This is a genomic window from Microbacterium sp. STF-2 (assembly GCF_034650155.1).
Classification (GTDB): Bacteria; Actinomycetota; Actinomycetes; order Actinomycetales; family Microbacteriaceae; genus Microbacterium; species Microbacterium maritypicum_A.
In genome coordinates this window covers 295,072-311,048 of the sequence record NZ_JARKMW010000001.1, presented here as the reverse complement: position 1 = coordinate 311,048, position 15,977 = coordinate 295,072, and the positions used below count along the sequence as shown (strand labels likewise).

Annotated in this window: 13 protein-coding genes; 10 read left to right on the top strand and 3 right to left on the bottom strand. The window is 68.2% G+C overall.

Annotated elements, in window-relative coordinates:
• Positions 1-28: 28 nt before the first annotated feature.
• Positions 29-934 carry a heme o synthase gene (locus MicroSTF_RS01485; protein ID WP_021200762.1) on the bottom strand — a complete coding sequence of 302 codons (906 nt, stop codon included), beginning with the start codon at positions 932-934 and terminating at the stop codon, positions 29-31.
• A 220-nt stretch (positions 935-1,154) separates the two neighbouring features.
• Here MicroSTF_RS01485 and tkt point away from each other — a divergent pair, with 220 nt between their 5' ends.
• From tkt to pgl, 6 genes are read left to right on the top strand one after another with little or no spacing between them, the layout of a single operon-like run.
• On the top strand, positions 1,155-3,266 hold the full coding sequence (gene tkt, locus MicroSTF_RS01480; protein WP_322953073.1) for a transketolase: 2,112 nt from the start codon (positions 1,155-1,157) through the stop codon (positions 3,264-3,266).
• Positions 3,263-4,375, top strand: a complete 1,113-nt coding sequence (gene tal, locus MicroSTF_RS01475; protein WP_167253984.1) for a transaldolase — start codon at positions 3,263-3,265, stop codon at positions 4,373-4,375. The genes tkt and tal overlap by 4 nt, the downstream gene beginning before the upstream one ends.
• Positions 4,372-5,979, top strand: a complete 1,608-nt coding sequence (locus tag MicroSTF_RS01470; protein WP_029265026.1) for a glucose-6-phosphate isomerase — start codon at positions 4,372-4,374, stop codon at positions 5,977-5,979. The genes tal and MicroSTF_RS01470 overlap by 4 nt, the downstream gene beginning before the upstream one ends.
• Positions 5,980-6,000: 21 nt before the next feature.
• Positions 6,001-7,551, top strand: coding sequence for a glucose-6-phosphate dehydrogenase (zwf, locus tag MicroSTF_RS01465; protein ID WP_021200766.1), 1,551 nt, complete (start codon positions 6,001-6,003; stop codon positions 7,549-7,551).
• Entirely contained in the window at positions 7,548-8,483 is a 936-nt protein-coding gene (locus tag MicroSTF_RS01460; RefSeq protein ID WP_029260234.1) for a glucose-6-phosphate dehydrogenase assembly protein OpcA, read from the top strand. Before zwf ends, MicroSTF_RS01460 begins: the two co-directional genes overlap by 4 nt.
• A 5-nt stretch (positions 8,484-8,488) precedes the next feature.
• The gene (gene pgl / locus MicroSTF_RS01455) at positions 8,489-9,268 is read left to right on the top strand and encodes a 6-phosphogluconolactonase (protein ID WP_029260233.1); all 780 of its coding nucleotides are present in this window, start codon (positions 8,489-8,491) and stop codon (positions 9,266-9,268) included.
• 52 nt (positions 9,269-9,320) lie between these two features.
• Here the strand turns inward: pgl and MicroSTF_RS01450 are convergent, their stop codons facing one another.
• The gene (locus MicroSTF_RS01450; protein WP_021200769.1) at positions 9,321-10,430 is read right to left on the bottom strand and encodes a DMT family transporter; all 1,110 of its coding nucleotides are present in this window, start codon (positions 10,428-10,430) and stop codon (positions 9,321-9,323) included.
• Between the two features lie 61 nt (positions 10,431-10,491).
• On the opposite strand from MicroSTF_RS01450, the gene def reads away from it, so the two are divergent.
• A complete protein-coding gene (gene def / locus MicroSTF_RS01445) occupies positions 10,492-11,058 on the top strand; it encodes a peptide deformylase (RefSeq protein ID WP_322953068.1) in 567 nt (188 codons plus the stop codon).
• A 168-nt stretch (positions 11,059-11,226) separates the two neighbouring features.
• Positions 11,227-11,694: a septum formation family protein gene (locus MicroSTF_RS01440; protein WP_231479813.1), complete on the top strand. Its 468-nt coding sequence runs from the start codon at positions 11,227-11,229 to the stop codon at positions 11,692-11,694.
• A gap of 60 nt (positions 11,695-11,754) precedes the next feature.
• On the opposite strand, the gene MicroSTF_RS01435 is transcribed toward MicroSTF_RS01440, so the two are convergent.
• Positions 11,755-13,173 carry a PucR family transcriptional regulator gene (locus MicroSTF_RS01435; protein ID WP_136024290.1) on the bottom strand — a complete coding sequence of 473 codons (1,419 nt, stop codon included), beginning with the start codon at positions 13,171-13,173 and terminating at the stop codon, positions 11,755-11,757.
• A gap of 113 nt (positions 13,174-13,286) precedes the next feature.
• Between MicroSTF_RS01435 and MicroSTF_RS01430 the strand changes: the two genes are divergently transcribed.
• Positions 13,287-14,384: a Zn-dependent alcohol dehydrogenase gene (locus MicroSTF_RS01430; protein WP_322953065.1), complete on the top strand. Its 1,098-nt coding sequence runs from the start codon at positions 13,287-13,289 to the stop codon at positions 14,382-14,384.
• 56 nt (positions 14,385-14,440) lie between these two features.
• Positions 14,441-15,877, top strand: coding sequence for an APC family permease (locus MicroSTF_RS01425; protein ID WP_322953064.1), 1,437 nt, complete (start codon positions 14,441-14,443; stop codon positions 15,875-15,877).
• The last annotated feature ends 100 nt before the right edge of the window (positions 15,878-15,977 follow it).

Genomic DNA, 15,977 nt, shown 5'->3' with positions numbered 1-15,977 from the left:
CGCTCCGTCGTCTCAGACGTAACCCGGGTCAGAACGGCAGCAGCGGGTCGACCGCAACCGCCACGAAGATCAGCGTGAGGTAAGTGATCGACGCGTGGAAGACGCGCATCGGACGCGGTTCGGTTCCGTGGACCGCACGGTTGTAGAGGCGGTGCGACTCGTAGATGAACCATCCGCCGAACACCGTCGCAGACACGGTGTACACCAGCCCCATGTTCGCGATCGGGATGAGGAGAAGCGAGCAGGCGACGGTGGCCCACGCGTAGAGGATGACCTGGAGGCCGACCTGCGAGGCGTTGCGCGTGACGCCCAGCATCGGAACGTCGACGTCTTCGTAGTCGTCCTTGTACTTCATCGACAGCGGCCAGTAGTGCGGCGGCGTCCACAGGAAGACGAGGAGGAACAGGATGAACGCCGGCCAGTCGAGCGAACCGGTGACCGCGGACCATCCGATGAGCACCGGGAAGCAACCGGCGATCCCGCCCCAGATGATGTTCTGCTCGGTGCGGCGCTTGAGGATCATCGTGTAGATCACGACGTAGAAGAAGATGGCCGTCGCCGAGAGGGCCGCCGTGAGCCAGTTCGTCGTGACGAGGAGCCAGACGGTCGAGGCGACGGCGAGTGTCCACGAGAAGATCAGGGCGCCGCGCGGGCTGACCTCGCCGGTCACCAGCGGGCGGTTCTCGGTGCGGTGCATGTGCGCATCGATGTCGCGGTCGAGGTACATGTTGAAGGACGCCGCGGAACCGGCGCTCAACGAGCCGCCGATGACGGTGGCCAGCACGAGCCACAGGTTCGGGAGTCCGCCCTGCGCCAGGAACATCACCGGCACCGTCGACACGAGCAGCAGCTCGAGGACACGCGGCTTGGTCAGCGTGACGTAGGCCTTCACCGTGCGACCGATGGACGACTTCCTCACGGTCTGATCAGACATCGTCGAGATCTCGATCGCCTCCTCCGCACGTGTGACCGGACAACCTCTCCAGTGTATGACACGGGATGACGTGTTCCGGCTCGCGGGCCCGCGTAGCGCAAGGCACGTCACCGCTATGCTGAAAACACTCGCGCGCCCGGCGATGTGCACACTTCTCCGTGATGATGCGGATGCGCCAGGGAATACGGGCGCCCTCGAAACTGTCGGAAAGGGCATGAACGTGTCGGAATTGCAGTGGGATGAGATCGATCGACGCGCGGTGGACACCGCTCGAATCCTGGCGGCCGATGCCGTGGAGAAGGTCGGTAATGGTCACCCCGGCACAGCCATGAGCCTCGCTCCGGCCGCGTATCTCCTCTACCAGCGGGTGCTGCGTCACGACCCGACCGATGTCGACTGGCTCGGTCGCGACCGGTTCATCCTTTCGGCCGGACACTCCTCCCTCACCCAGTACGTCGAGCTGTACCTCGGCGGCTTCGGTCTCGAACTGGACGACCTCAAGGCGCTGCGCACCTGGGGCTCACTGACGCCGGGCCACCCGGAGTACGGCCACACCAAGGGCGTGGAGATCACCACCGGCCCGCTCGGTCAGGGCCTCGCTTCCGCCGTGGGCTTCGCGTACGCCGCCCGCTACGAGCGCGGTCTCTTCGACCCCGAGGCTGCGGCCGGCACGAGCCCCTTCGACCACTTCGTGTACGTGATCGCCGGTGACGGCGACCTGCAGGAGGGCGTGACCAGCGAGGCCTCCTCGCTCGCGGGCCACCAGCAGCTCGGCAACCTGATCGCGATCTACGACTCCAACCAGATCTCCATCGAGGACGACACGAACGTCGCCTTCACCGAAGACGTCGCGAAGCGCTACGAGTCCTACGGCTGGCAGGTGCAGGTCGTGGACTGGAAGAAGACCGGCGAATACGTCGAAGACGTCGCCGAGCTGTTTGCTGCGATCGAAGCCGCCAAGGGCGAGACCTCGAAGCCGTCGTTGATCATCCTCAAGACCATCATCGGCTGGCCGTCGCCTGGCAAGCAGAACTCGGGCAAGATCCACGGCTCCGCTCTCGGCGCCGACGAGCTCGCCGCGACCAAGAAGGTGCTCGGCTTCGACCCCGAGCAGAACTTCGTGGTCGCTGATGACGTGCTCGCACACACCCGTGGACTTGCAGCTCGCGCCGCCGACGTCCGTGGCGCCTGGCAGGAGTCTTTCGATGCCTGGGCCGCCGCGAACCCCGAGAAGAAGGCCCTGCTCGACCGCCTGGAGGCGCACGAGCTGCCCGGCGACATCACGAGCGCGCTGCCCGTCTTCGAAGCCGGCAAGGAGGTGTCGACCCGTGCCGCGTCCGGCCAGGTCATCAACGCCCTCGCTGCCGAGCTCCCCGAGCTGTGGGGCGGTTCGGCCGACCTCGCCGAGTCGAACCTCACCACGATCAAGGGCGTGCCCTCGTTCATCCCGGCGGAGTGGTCGACCCACGAGTGGTCGGGCAACCCCTACGGTCGAGTGCTCCACTTCGGCATCCGCGAGCACGCCATGGGCGCGATCATCAACGGCATCGTGCTCCACGGCCCGACGCGCGCCTTCGGCGGGACCTTCCTGATCTTCAGCGACTACATGCGCCCGCCCGTGCGTCTCGCGGCGCTCATGAACGTGCCCAGCATCTTCGTCTGGACCCACGACTCGGTCGCCCTCGGCGAAGACGGTCCGACCCACCAGCCCGTCGAGCAGCTCGCGACGCTCCGCGCGATCCCGAACTTCACGGTCGTGCGCCCCGCGGACGCGAACGAGACGGCAGCGACGTGGCTGGAGATCCTCCGCCGCCACGAAGGACCCGCCGGCATCGCCCTGACTCGCCAGAACATCCCGGTGTTCGAACGCGGCGAGGGCGCAGCCTCCGGCGACACCTTCGCGTCGGCCGACAACGCCGCCAAGGGCGCCTACGTCCTCGCCGAGGCCCCCAACGGCACCCCGGACGTCATCATCGTGGCCACCGGCTCGGAGGTGCAGCTCGCGGTGAACGCCCGCGAGGCACTCGCTGCGGAAGGCGTGAACGTGCGGGTCGTCTCCGCTCCGTCGTTGGAGTGGTTCGACGAGCAGGATGCGGAGTACCGCGAGAGCGTGCTTCCCGCCTCCGTCACCGCCCGTGTCTCGGTCGAGGCGGGATCCGTGCTCAGCTGGCGCGGCATCGTCGGCGACCGCGGCCGTTCGGTCGGCATCGACCACTTCGGCGCCTCCGCCGACTACAAGACCCTCTTCGAGAAGTTCGGCATCACCACCGAGGCCGTCATCGCGGCCGCCCGCGAGACCATCGCGGCCAACAGCACCAAGGAGAACGCATGAGCACCCCCACCGCACAGCTCGCCGCCGCCGGCGTCAGCATCTGGCTCGACGACCTCTCCCGCACGCGCATCTCCTCGGGTAACCTCGCCGACCTGATCTCGTCGCGCAACGTCGTGGGCGTGACGACCAACCCGACGATCTTCGCGAACGCGATCACCGACAAGAACGACACGTCGTACGACGCTCAGGTCACCGAGCTCGCCGCCTCCGGCGCCACTGCGGAGGAAGCGGTCTTCGCCGCGACCACCCAGGACGTCGCTGCCGCCCTCGACGTGTTCCGCCCCGTCTGGGAGGCATCGAACCACGTCGACGGCCGCGTCTCCATCGAGGTCTCCCCCGACCTGGCGCATGACACCGCCGGCACCGTGGCACAGGCCAAGGAGCTGTGGTCCAAGGTCGACCGCCCGAACCTGCTCGTCAAGATCCCGGCGACCAAGGCCGGTCTCCCCGCCATCGCCGAGGCGATCGGGGCGGGCATCAGCGTCAACGTCACGCTGATCTTCAGCCTGGAGCGCTACGCCGAGGTCATCGAGGCATACCTGACCGGCCTCGAGACCGCCAAGGCCGCGGGCATCGATCTGTCGACGATCCACTCCGTCGCCTCGTTCTTCGTGTCGCGCGTCGACACCGAGACCGACAAGCGCCTCACCGCGATCGGCACGGAGGCCGCAGAGGCCCTCAAGAGCAAGGCTGGGCTCGCCAACGCACGCCTCGCCTACGAGTTGTTCGAGAAGACGTTCGCCGGCGAGCGTGCCACGGCTCTCCTCGACGCGGGCGCGAACCTGCAGCGTCCGCTGTGGGCGTCCACCGGCGTCAAGGACCCGGCCCTGCCCGACACGCTCTACGTCACCGAGCTCGTCGCCCAGGGTGTCGTCAACACGATGCCCGAGAAGACGCTCGAGGCCACGTTCGACCACGGTGTCGTCACGGGCGACACCATCACCGGTGGCTACGAAGAGGCCCGCGCCGTGTTCGCCGGGCTCGCCGAGGTCGGCATCGACTTCGCCGATGTCACCCAGGTGCTGGAAGACGAGGGTGTATCGAAGTTCATCGACTCGTGGCACGATCTGCTGACGCAGGTCGCCGAAGGACTGGAGTCGCAGCGATGACGTTCTCGATCCACGCATCCGGCGCGCCCCGCGCCGCGATCGATGAGACGGTACCCAGCCTCGTCCATGATCTGATCGCCTCGCGCATCACCGGCGGAGACGCGACTCTCTGGGGCCCCTCGGCCGAAGCCGAGGCCTCCGTGCGCCTCGGATGGGTGGAGGCCGTCTCGGTCTCCCGTCCGCTCGTCGCCGAGATCGTCGCCCTGCGCGCCGATCTCGAGGCCAAGGGCGTCACCCGCGTCGTGCTGGCGGGCATGGGCGGTTCGTCGCTCGCGCCCGAGGTCATCGCGCAGACCGCGGGCGTCCCCCTCACGATCCTCGACTCCACGGCTCCGGGACAGGTGCTCGCCGCTCTCGACGAGGGCCTCGCCGACACCGTGCTCGTCGTCTCGTCGAAGTCCGGCTCCACGGTCGAGACCGACTCGCAGCGGCGCACGTTCGAGGCGGCGTTCCGCGACCTCGGCATCGACCCCGTCGAGCGCATCGTGGTCGTCACCGATCCCGGCTCACCGCTCGACGCCTCGGCTCGCGAGGCGGGTTACCGCGTCTTCAACGCGGACCCGAACGTCGGCGGACGCTACTCGGCGCTCACCGCCTTCGGCCTGGTGCCGTCCGGGCTCGCGGGAGTCGACATCGATGAGCTGCTGAACGAGGCCGAGGCCTCGCTGCTCGAGGTCGCCGTCGACTCGGCCGAGAATCCCGCCCTGCGCCTGGGCGCGGCGATCGCCGCGACGAACCCCCGCCGCGACAAGCTCGGGCTGATCACCGACGGCACGCACATCAAGGGTCTCCCGGACTGGATCGAGCAGCTCATCGCCGAATCCACCGGCAAGGAGGGCACGGGCATCCTCCCGGTCGTCCTGCTCCCGGTCTCCCCCGAGCTCGATCCCGTGCCCGCCGACCTGCAGATCGTCCGACTGGTCGATGACGCCAACGAGTTCCACCTGCACGAGCGTCACGAGGGCGAGATCCTCGTCAGCGGAACGCTGGGCGCCCAGCTGATCGTGTGGGAGTACGCCACGGCGATCGCCGGACATCTGCTGCACATCAACCCGTTCGACCAGCCCGACGTCGAGTCGGCCAAGGTCGCTGCTCGCGGCCTCCTCGACGCGCGTCCGGAGCCGACCGCTCCCGCATTCGTCGAGAACGGCGTCGAGGTCCGCGTGTCGGATCCGGCTCTCGCCGTGTCCGGCAACGTCGAGGGCGTGCTCGATGCTCTCTGGGCCCAGCTTCCGGCAGACGGCTACGTGTCGATCCAGGCCTACGTCAACCGTCTCGAGGTGCCGCAGCTCCAGGGCCTGCGCGAGCTGGTCGCGGCAGACTCCGGAAGACCCACCACGTTCGGATGGGGGCCGCGGTTCCTGCACTCGACCGGCCAGTATCACAAGGGCGGCCCCGCGCAGGGCGTGTTCCTGCAGATCCTGGAGCGCACCGAGGTCGACCTCGAGATCCCGGACCGTCCCTTCACCTTCGGGCAGCTCATCCAGGCCCAGGCCGCCGGTGACGCTGCTGTGCTCGCCGAGCACGGCCGCCCCGTCGTCACGCTGACGATCACGGAGTCCTCCGACGACGTGCTCGCCCTCTTCGAAGCCGCACAGAAGTAACAGCAGGAGAATCCCCCACCGATGTCTGTTCCCATCTCGCGCGGGCACAACCCGCTGCGTGACCCCGATGACCGCCGTCTCAACAGGATCGCCGGGCCCAGCGCCCTGGTGATCTTCGGCGTCACCGGAGACCTGTCACGCAAGAAGCTGATGCCCGCGGTCTACGACCTCGCGAACCGCGGCCTTCTCCCTCCCGGGTTCGCCCTGGTCGGATTCGCCCGCCGAGACTGGGAGGACCAGGACTTCGCGCAGGTCGTCTACGATGCGGTCAAGGAGCACGCTCGCACGCCGTTCCGTGAGGAGACGTGGACCCAGCTGCTGCAGGGCATCCGGTTCGTCTCGGGTGAGTTCGACAATCCGGACTCGTTCCGCAAGCTCCGCGAGACCATCGAGAAGCTCGATGTCGAACGCGGGACGATGGGCAACCATGCGTTCTACCTGTCGATCCCGCCCAAGGACTTCCCGCTGGTCGCCAAGCAGCTGAAGGACTCCGGCCTCGTCGGCGAGAACAGCGACGACGACGAGCGCTGGCGCCGTGTCGTGATCGAGAAGCCCTTCGGGCACGACCTCGAATCGGCGCGCGCACTCAACGCCGCGCTCGAGGTGGCCTTCCCGGCCGACTCGATCTTCCGCATCGATCACTACCTCGGCAAGGAGACGGTCCAGAACATCCTGGCGCTGCGCTTCGCGAACGAGCTGTACGAGCCGATCTGGAACCGCAACTACGTCGACCACGTGCAGATCACCATGGCCGAGGACATCGGTGTGGGTGGACGCGCGGGCTACTACGACGGCATCGGCGCGGCACGCGACGTGATCCAGAATCACCTTCTGCAGCTGCTGGCCCTCACCGCGATGGAAGAGCCGATCAGTCTCTCGGCGGAGCACCTGCGCGCCGAGAAGGAGAAGGTCCTCGCCGCAGTCCACGTTCCGGACGACCTCTCCCTCGCGACCGCGCGCGGTCAGTACGCGGGTGGGTGGCAGGGCGGCGAGAAGGTCACCGGTTTCCTGGAAGAGGAGGGGATGAACCCCGAGTCGACCACGGAGACGTATGCCGCGATCAAGCTCGAGATCGATACGCGCCGCTGGGCGGACGTGCCGTTCTATCTGCGCACGGGCAAGCGCCTCGGACGGCGCGTGACCGAGATCGCCGTCGTCTTCAAGCGCGCACCGCAGCACCTCTTCGGGCGCGGCAACGCCTCGGAGCTCGGACAGAACGCTCTGGTCATCCGCGTGCAGCCGGATGAGGGCGTGACGATCCGCTTCGGCTCCAAGGTGCCGGGCAACGGCACGAACGTGCGCGACGTGACCATGGACTTCGGATACGGCCACGCCTTCACCGAGGCGAGCCCCGAGGCCTACGAACGCCTGATCCTCGACGTCCTCCTGGGCGATCCGCCGCTGTTCCCGCGGCACGAGGAGGTCGAGCTCTCCTGGAAGATCCTCGACCCCGTGGAGAAGTACTGGGCAGCCGAGGGCGGTCCGGTCGAGCAGTACGCGCCCGGCTCGTGGGGACCGGCATCCGCCGACGACCTGCTGGCCCGCGATGGACGAGTCTGGAGACGCCCGTGATCATCGACCTTCCCGACACCACCGTCAGCCAGGTCGCGAAGCAGCTGGTCAAGGTGCGCGAAGAGGGCGGCGCCGTTGCCCTCGGGCGTGTGCTCACCCTTGTGATCGCCGCACGCAACGGCGTCGCCGAAGCGGCGATCGATGCGGCGAACGACGCCTCACGAGAGCACCCGATGCGCGTGATCGTGATCACGACGGGCGAGGGCGACTCTCGTCTCGACGCGCAGATCCGCGTCGGCGGAGACGCCGGCGCCAGCGAGGTCGTGGTCCTCCGCGCCTTCGGGGACGCCGCCAGCAACGAGGAGAGCCTGATCACCGGACTCCTGCTTCCGGATGCTCCCGTGGTCGCCTGGTGGCCCGAAGCCGCCCCCGTGGCACCCGCCCAGTCACCCCTCGGCAAGATCGCCCAGCGCCGCATCACCGATGCCGCGACGGCGACCGACGTCCGCGACCGGCTCGCCCTCCTCGGCGAGACCCACGCCCCTGGCGACACCGATCTGGCGTGGACCCGTCTGACCCACTGGCGCGAACAGCTCGCGGCCGTGCTCGACCAGCCGCCGTACGAGCCGATCACCGGCGTCGAGGTGCGCGGAGCCGCGGCATCGCCGTCGACCGCTCTGCTGGCCGCCTGGCTGCAGATGGCGCTCGACGTTCCGGTGCGCTGGTCGTACGAAGACCCCGAGCACTGGGCGGAGGGTATCAAATCGGTGCGCCTGACGCGCGAGTCCGGGGACATCCTCCTGGAGCGTCCCACTCCCGGCGTGGCCGTGCTCACGCAGCCCGGGCAGCCGAACCACGATCTGCACCTGCCACGACGCACTCTTCGCGAGTGCCTGGCGGAGGAGCTGCGTCGACTCGACCCCGACGTCCTGTACGGTCGAGTCATCACCGAGGGCTGGGAGAAGTTGGGTCCGCCCGAGACAGGAGAGTGACGTCGATGACGACATCGTCCGCCGAGAAGCGGGTCGTGGTGGAAGCCACGCCCGCCGCCCTCGCCACCCGTGTGGCCGACCGATTCCTCACGCGGGTGCGCGCGCGCACCCGCAACGGTCGGATCGCACACATCGCCCTCACCGGCGGTTCGATGGGTGGAGCGGTGCTGCGTGCGGCGTCCGAGCACCCGCGGGCGACGGAGATCGACTGGTCACTCGTGCATTTCTGGTGGGGTGACGAGAGGTTCGTGCCGCGCGACGACGTCGACCGCAACTCGCTGCAGTCGCGACAGGCCCTCCTCGATCACATCCCGGTGCCCGTCGAGAACGTGCATGAGGTCGCGGGGCCAGACAGCGGTCTGACATTGGACGAATCCGCGGCGGCCTACGCCGCCGAACTCGCGCGGTTCGGCACCGAGGAGCATGCCTGGCCCTCGTTCGCCGTGTGCTTCCTCGGCGTCGGTCCCGACGGCCACATCGCGTCGCTCTTCCCCGATCGGGAAGAGGTCACGGTGACGGATGCGGCCGTCCTCGCCGTCCGCGACTCACCGAAGCCGCCGCCCGAGCGCGTCACGCTGACCCGCCCCGTGCTCAACTCGTCGAAGCGCGTGTGGCTCGTGCTGACGGGTGCGGACAAGGCATCAGCCCTGGGGCTCGCTCTCGCGGGAGCGAGCTACACGAGCGTGCCCGCTGCCGGGGCCAAGGGGCGCAAGCGCACGGTGTTCTTCGTGGACGAGGCTGCGGCCGCCGAGGTGTCGGTCGACCTGATCGATCAGGCGTACTGAGTCCGTATCGCCACGGGCGACCGGCACACCTCCACGGACGAGCGGATCGGCGCTAGGGCCGGTCAGCGGAGCCGTCGTACGGCGGCGGAGTCTCCGGGCTCACCGACCCGCTCGAGCGCTCAGGCGCAGCCGTGGAGGAGGAACTCGATGATGCTGCGCCCTCCGTCCCGCCCTGCCCAGCTCCACCCGGGGTGCTGCCACCCGGGGTGCTGCCGCGTTGGATGCCCAAGTCCTGGCTGTCGCTGAGCACCTGAGGATGGTAGCGGGCCAGGCCGACCACCCCCCACACGGCGATGGCTCCGGCGACCGCGAAGATCACGAGCACCCACCACGGTGCCGCAGCGGCCTCGCCCAGCACGACCATGCCGATGAGCACCGCGACGAGAGGGTCGACGACCGTGAGCCCGGCGATCACGAGGTCGGGTGGACCTGAGCTGTACGCCGTCTGCACGAAGTACGCACCGACCGCGGCTGCCGAGACGAGCGCGAGCACGCAGATGCCGGTGATCCACTCGAACTGACCGGCTTCGATGCGCTTGATGACCACCTTCGCGAGCGTGGCGACGAATCCGTAGAGGATGCCGGCGCCGATCACGTAGAAGAGCGCCCGCATGCGATGGCGCAGGATGAGCCAGCACGCGCCGAGCACGATGATCACGACCAGGAGGAGGGCCAGGATCACGAACAGCTCGCGATCGGTGACGTCCTGCTCGGTCGCGTAGATCGCCGCGAAGAAGACGAACAGGAAGATGCCGCCCACACAGGCCACGATCGCGGTGAGCGACTGCTTGGTGGGCGTATGACCGGAGACGCGGGCGTTGAGCAGAGTGGTGATGACGAGCGCGATGGCGCCCAGCGGCTGCACCACGATGAGCGGTGCCTTCACGAGCGCGGCGAGCTGGCAGATCACGGCGAGCCCGAGCATGAGTGTGCCGATGAGCCATGATGGGCGGGTGAGAAGCCGTTTGAGCTGATCGAAGCTCAAGCCCGACGCGCCGTTGGCACCGCTGAGACGCTCGACCTTCTCGACCCCGCGGTGCTGGTACTGCGCTCCGAGCGACATGAAGACGGCACCGGCGAGAGCGAGGGGGATTCCGAGCAGAAGGCCCGGGTTCTGGAAGGCGCCGACGAGCTGATCGCCGACATCCTCGACCGCGTTCATCCATACCCCGGCATTCACAGTACGACCCTACCTGCCGACTGCCGCCGACTAGGGTTGTGACGTGGCTGTACTTCCGATTCGCATCATGGGCGACCCCGTCCTGCACTCCCCTGCTTCCCCCGTCGACGAGATCACGGAGGACATCCGCACCCTCGTGGCCGACATGTTCGAGACCATGGACACGGCGCCTGGAGTCGGCCTCGCCGCTCCGCAGGTGGGCGTTCCCCTGCGGATCTACACCTACGCGTACGTCGATGACGACGACCAGCCCTGGCGTGGCGTTCTCATCAACCCCGTGCTCTGGATGGTGCCCCTCGAGCCCGGCGACCCGGACCCCGACCTCGAGTCCGAAGGCTGCCTCTCCTTCCCGGGCGAGCGGTTCCCGCTGCGGCGGTCGGAGCGGGTCTACGTGACGGCGACCGACCTGGAAGGCCAGCCGGTCTCGATCGACGTCGACGGCTGGCGCGCACGCATCATGCAGCATGAGTTCGATCATCTCGACGGCATCCTCTACGTCGATCGCCTCTCCGACGGCGATTGGAAGACAGCCCAGAAGGTCGCCCGCAAGCGCGGTTGGGGCCGCCCGGGATCGAGCTGGATGCCCGGCGTCGACGACCTCGAAGGCTGAACCGCTCTCAGCCGAACCACAGGCTCCTCGAAGTTGCATCACAGACTCGCGAACGGCTAGCGTGTTCGCGGCGGGGGCTTTTCGCATGCCTCCACATCACGCTTCGGAGGGGAACCAATCATGATGAAGATGCGCACGCGACGCGCTCTGATGCTCGCAGGATCCGCAGTGGCACTCTCAGTCGCCCTGAGCGGCTGCAGTGCTCTCAACAGCCTTCTCGGCAGCGGCTCCGGCGACGCCAACCGCGATGAGGAGACCGGCCAGGTCACGGAGAGCGCGAACGTCGGCGTCTTCTCGGTGAAGCTGGGCGACTGCATGCTCGACACCGGCTCCGGCATGCTCACGGACGCCAACGTCCTCCCGTGCACCGACCCGCACGACCAGGAGGTGTACTACGAGATCACCATGCCCGACGGCGAGTTCTCCGACTCCGACGTCGACGCGGCGACGCAGGAGTGCATCGGCGATGCCTACACGACCTTCGTCGGTGTGGCCTACCAGGACTCGGCCCTCGACGTCACCACGCTCGTTCCCACCAAGGACTCCTGGGAGCAGAACAACGACCGCGTGATCCAGTGCATCATCTTCGATCCGGCCGGACAGACCACCGGATCGCTGGCCGGCGCCGCACGCTGACCGACAGCCATCAAGGAGGGTCTCGCCAATCGGCGGGGCCCTCCTTCGTGCACGCGCGCATCAGTCGTCAGAGGCACGTATCGCGAGCCAGGCGGCCACCCGATCATCGGGATCGGCGAATGACAGCCCGATCAGGTCTTCGATCCGTCGGATGCGCGCTGCCAGAGTCTGCCGGTGAATCCGCAACCGCGTGGCGCTCTCGCCCCAGGCGCCGTTCGTGGCGAGGAACACGCGCAGGGTCTCGATGAGCTCGCTCCGCTGCTCGGCGGCCCTCAGCGGATCGAGAAGCCGCGCGATCCTCTGCGTCTGGTCCGCATCCAACTGCCCGAGCACGAACGACACCGTCGGGATCGACGCGTAGCGGACGACGCGCTCCCCTCCCGCGCGAGCCGTCTCGCAGGCTTGACGGGCTTCATCGACACTGCGGGCGAGCGCATCCGTCGTGGCGGGCCGACCGAGCCCGAGATAGAGCGTCGAGGCGAAGGACCGCGCCCGATGCGCGATCTCCTCCGCATGTTCCTCGCGCACGACGCCGCGGATCAGACCACGCTGCGCGGCGAAGACATGCTCCGCCCCGAGCTCATCCAGCCACAGCGCCAGCAGATGCTCCACGTCCACGCCACTGGTGCGCGAGGTCAGGACGAATCCCACCAGGCTTCGTTCGTGCACGCCCCAGCGACGCAGGAGACGCGTCGCCTCCTCCCCTCCCTCGAGCACGGTCTCCAGCATCATGGATCGGCCGAGACGCTCGAGGTGGCTGCTGTCCCGCGTGCGCATCAGAAGATCGAGCAGTGCCGCGGCCTGCGAGCTGAGCTCCCTCCCCCGACCCGAGCTGTCGTTGCGGGGTGCGGTGACGAGTTGAGCGGTGATGTCCTGCCCCGGGCCGACCGGATGCACCTGGAGCGCGCGATGGCGCACGCGAACCGGGCGCCCCACGGCGACCGCCACGGCGTCGTCGATGTGCAGGCTTCCCGCTCCCGCCGTCGTGATCACCTCCCCGTGGCGGTCGAGGAGCACCGCCCATCCGTCGATCCGATGCGCGAGCTCGGCGATGACCCCCGTGATGCCGCTGCGGCGTGCGGCCAGGGTCAGCACCCGCATCGCCGAGGTGATCGCTCGGGCCTCGGCTGCCTGGTCGACGGCGAGCAGGGCCGTCAGCATCGGCGTCAGCAGCTCGCCCGACGTTCCTGCCCCGACGATCGCCGTGATGCCTCCGTCCTCGAGCAGACGTCGGAAAGAGGGCGTGTCCGCATCCGTCACGACGACCACGTCCCGGAGCAGGGCGACCCGCTCCGCATCGTCGGCGAGCCGGTCCAGTTGCCAAGCGTCGACGGTGACGAGAGTGGTGAAGAGACTGTCGGTCGGGGCGCCGAACACTTCGAGCGCGACGACGGAATTCACATGTCGCGAACTCGGAACGCGCCCGTGCAGCAGCTCCCCTTGGAGGTATCGCGCCACGGAGGCGACATCACGAGCCACCTCCTGATCATACAAAGTGTGAAAACGTTCTCTGCAATCCACATATTTGTCGGATGCCTGCGGTCCCGCACTCTCCTAGCATCGTCGGCAGCCCCCTCCACCCGAAGGATGTCATGAAAGCTGTTGTCTTCCGCGATCCGCAGTCCCCGATCGAGTTCGTCGACGTCGACCTCGCCCCGCCGCGTGCAGGTGAGGTTCGAGTACGCATCGCCGCTGCCGGCGTGTGCCACTCCGACCTCCACGTCAAGCGCGGCGAATGGGATGCGGCCGCTCCCCTGGTCATGGGACACGAGGGTTCCGGTATCGTGACCGAACTCGGTGAAGGTGTCACCACACTGGCCGTCGGCGATCACGTCGTCCTGAGCTGGGTGCCGCCGTGCGGTGAGTGCCGCTACTGTCGCGCCGGCCACGAGGCCCGCTGCCAGAAGGTCGCGACCGTGGTCGCTCCCCTCGGCGTGCTGTTCGACGGCACCTCGCGCCTCAGCCTCGACGGCGAACCGCTGCACCACTATCTCGGAGTCTCCTCGTTCGCGGAGGAGGTCGTCGTTCCCGCCTCGGGGGCCGTCAAGGTCCGTGACGATGCGCCGCTCGATGTCATCGCCGTCGTCGGCTGCGCGGTGGCCACGGGCGTCGGCGCCGTTCTCAACACGGCGGCGGTCGAGCCCGGTTCCACCGTCGTCGTGATCGGCTGCGGCGGCGTCGGCCTCAATGTCGTGCAGGGCGCGCGCCTGGCCGGCGCCGAACGCATCATCGCGATCGACGTGCGTCCGGAGAAGACGCAGATGGCGCTGCAGTTCGGCGCGACGGATCGCATCGATGCCTCGCTGGGCGACCCCGTCGCCCAGCTGCGCGAACTCATTCCGGACGGCGTGGACTACGCGTTCGACGCGATCGGCCGCACATCGACGACCGAGCAGTCGATCCAGATGCTCGGCCTCGGCGGTGCCGCCGTGATCGTCGGCCTCCCTCCCACGGGAGCCCGTGCCTCGTTCGAACCCCTCGTCCTCGCCGAGGCCGACCAGCGCATCCTGGGATCGAACTACGGCTCCGTGCGTCCCTCGATCGATGTCCCGGCGCTGGTGGACCGCTACATGGACGGCCAGCTCAAGATCGATCCGCTCATCTCCGGTCGACGTCCGCTCGCCGAGGCCGCTGCGGCGCTCGACGATCTCGAGACCGGCTCCGCGCTCCGCACGCTTCTCATCCCCTGACCGCACGCCACCCGCAGCCTCCACCCCATCCCCGGAAACCCGAATCCAGGAGAACCATGTCAGACACCGTCGTCGCCCCACCCGGCACGCCCACCGATGCCGGTCTTCGCACCGGCGTCATGAGCGGACCGGAACTCGCCGCCCAGGCCATCGCGAACATCGCCCCCAGCGCCGTCATCGCGTTCACCGCTGCGGCCATCTTCCTCGGTGCCGGCAACGGCACCATCTACGCCTTCGCACTCGCGACCATCGTCATCCTGTGCGTCGGCTACTGCGTTGTCGTGTTCGCCCGCAAGCACGCCTCTGCGGGATCGCTCTACACCTATGTCTCCAAGGGGCTCGGTCCGTTCGGCGCATTCCTCGCCGGCGTCACACTGCTGATCGGCTGCTTCGGCATCGCTGCGGCTTCGCTCAGCGGCTCCGTCAGCTACATGGCGCAGTTCCTCACCATGCTGGGCCTCCCCGCCCAGGGCCTCGGGTGGGACATCGGCCTCGCCGTCGTCCTCGGCGGCCTGGCGACGCTGTTCACGATCCGCGGGATCCGCCTGTCCGCCCGGGTCTCGCTCGTGCTGGAGCTCGTCTCGGTGGGAATCATCCTCGTTCTCCTGGTCGCCGCGCTCGTGTGGGCCGGCCCCGCCGCGTGGGACCCCGCGCAGGTGCTCGCTTCCGGATCGTCGTTCCAGGGGGTCGCGTCCGGCATGGTCCTCGGCATCCTCGGTTTCGTCGGCTTCTCCTCCGCCGACGCGCTCGGTCGCGAGGCCAAGGAGCCGTACAAGGCCATCCCCCGCGCGATCATGTGGAGCGCCCTCGGTGTGGGGGTGCTGTACGTGTTCGCCGCCTACACCCAGATCACGGTACTCGGTGACGACCTCGCCACCTCGTCCAGTCCCCTGGAGAGCATGTCCGCACTGATCGGGATGCCCGGCTGGTTCGCGGCCGTGCTCACGTTCGGTGTCTCCGCGTCGTTCTTCGCCGTGGTCGTCGCTCCGCTCAACGTGATCGGTCGCATCGTGTACGTGATGGGCAAGGAGGGCGTCGTCGCCGAACGATTCGGACGCACCCACGAGCAGCATCTGACGCCTCACCGCGTCCTGATCATCGCCGGCGCTGCAGCCGTGGCAGTGGACATCGTGCTGCTGCTCTCGGGCGCGGCGACCGGCGAGATCCTCGTCTGGGTGAACACCTGGGGCACCTACGGCTACATGGTCGCCTACGCACTCGTCGCGATCGCCTGTGTCGTCTACACGCAGCGCGCGAAGATGCGCAATGGACTCGTGAAGGTCTGCGCGACGGTCGCCGTCGTCACCATGGCCTACGTCTTCTTCGCGAACGTCTGGCCGGTACCGGTCTTCCCCTACAACGTGATCCCCTACGTGTTCCTCGTGACGGTCGCCCTGGCCCTCACCCGGTACGCCTACCTGGCCCGCCGTCGGCCCGACGTCATCGCCCGCATCGGCAACACCGAGACGAGCGCGATGGAGGGCGTCGGCTGATCCGACCTCCTCGGACGAGAAGAGCCCCTTCCGATGAAGGGGCTCTTCTCGTCCCTCGGCTGATCGACGTCGGCTCTTCGACGGCGCCTGCTCGACGGCG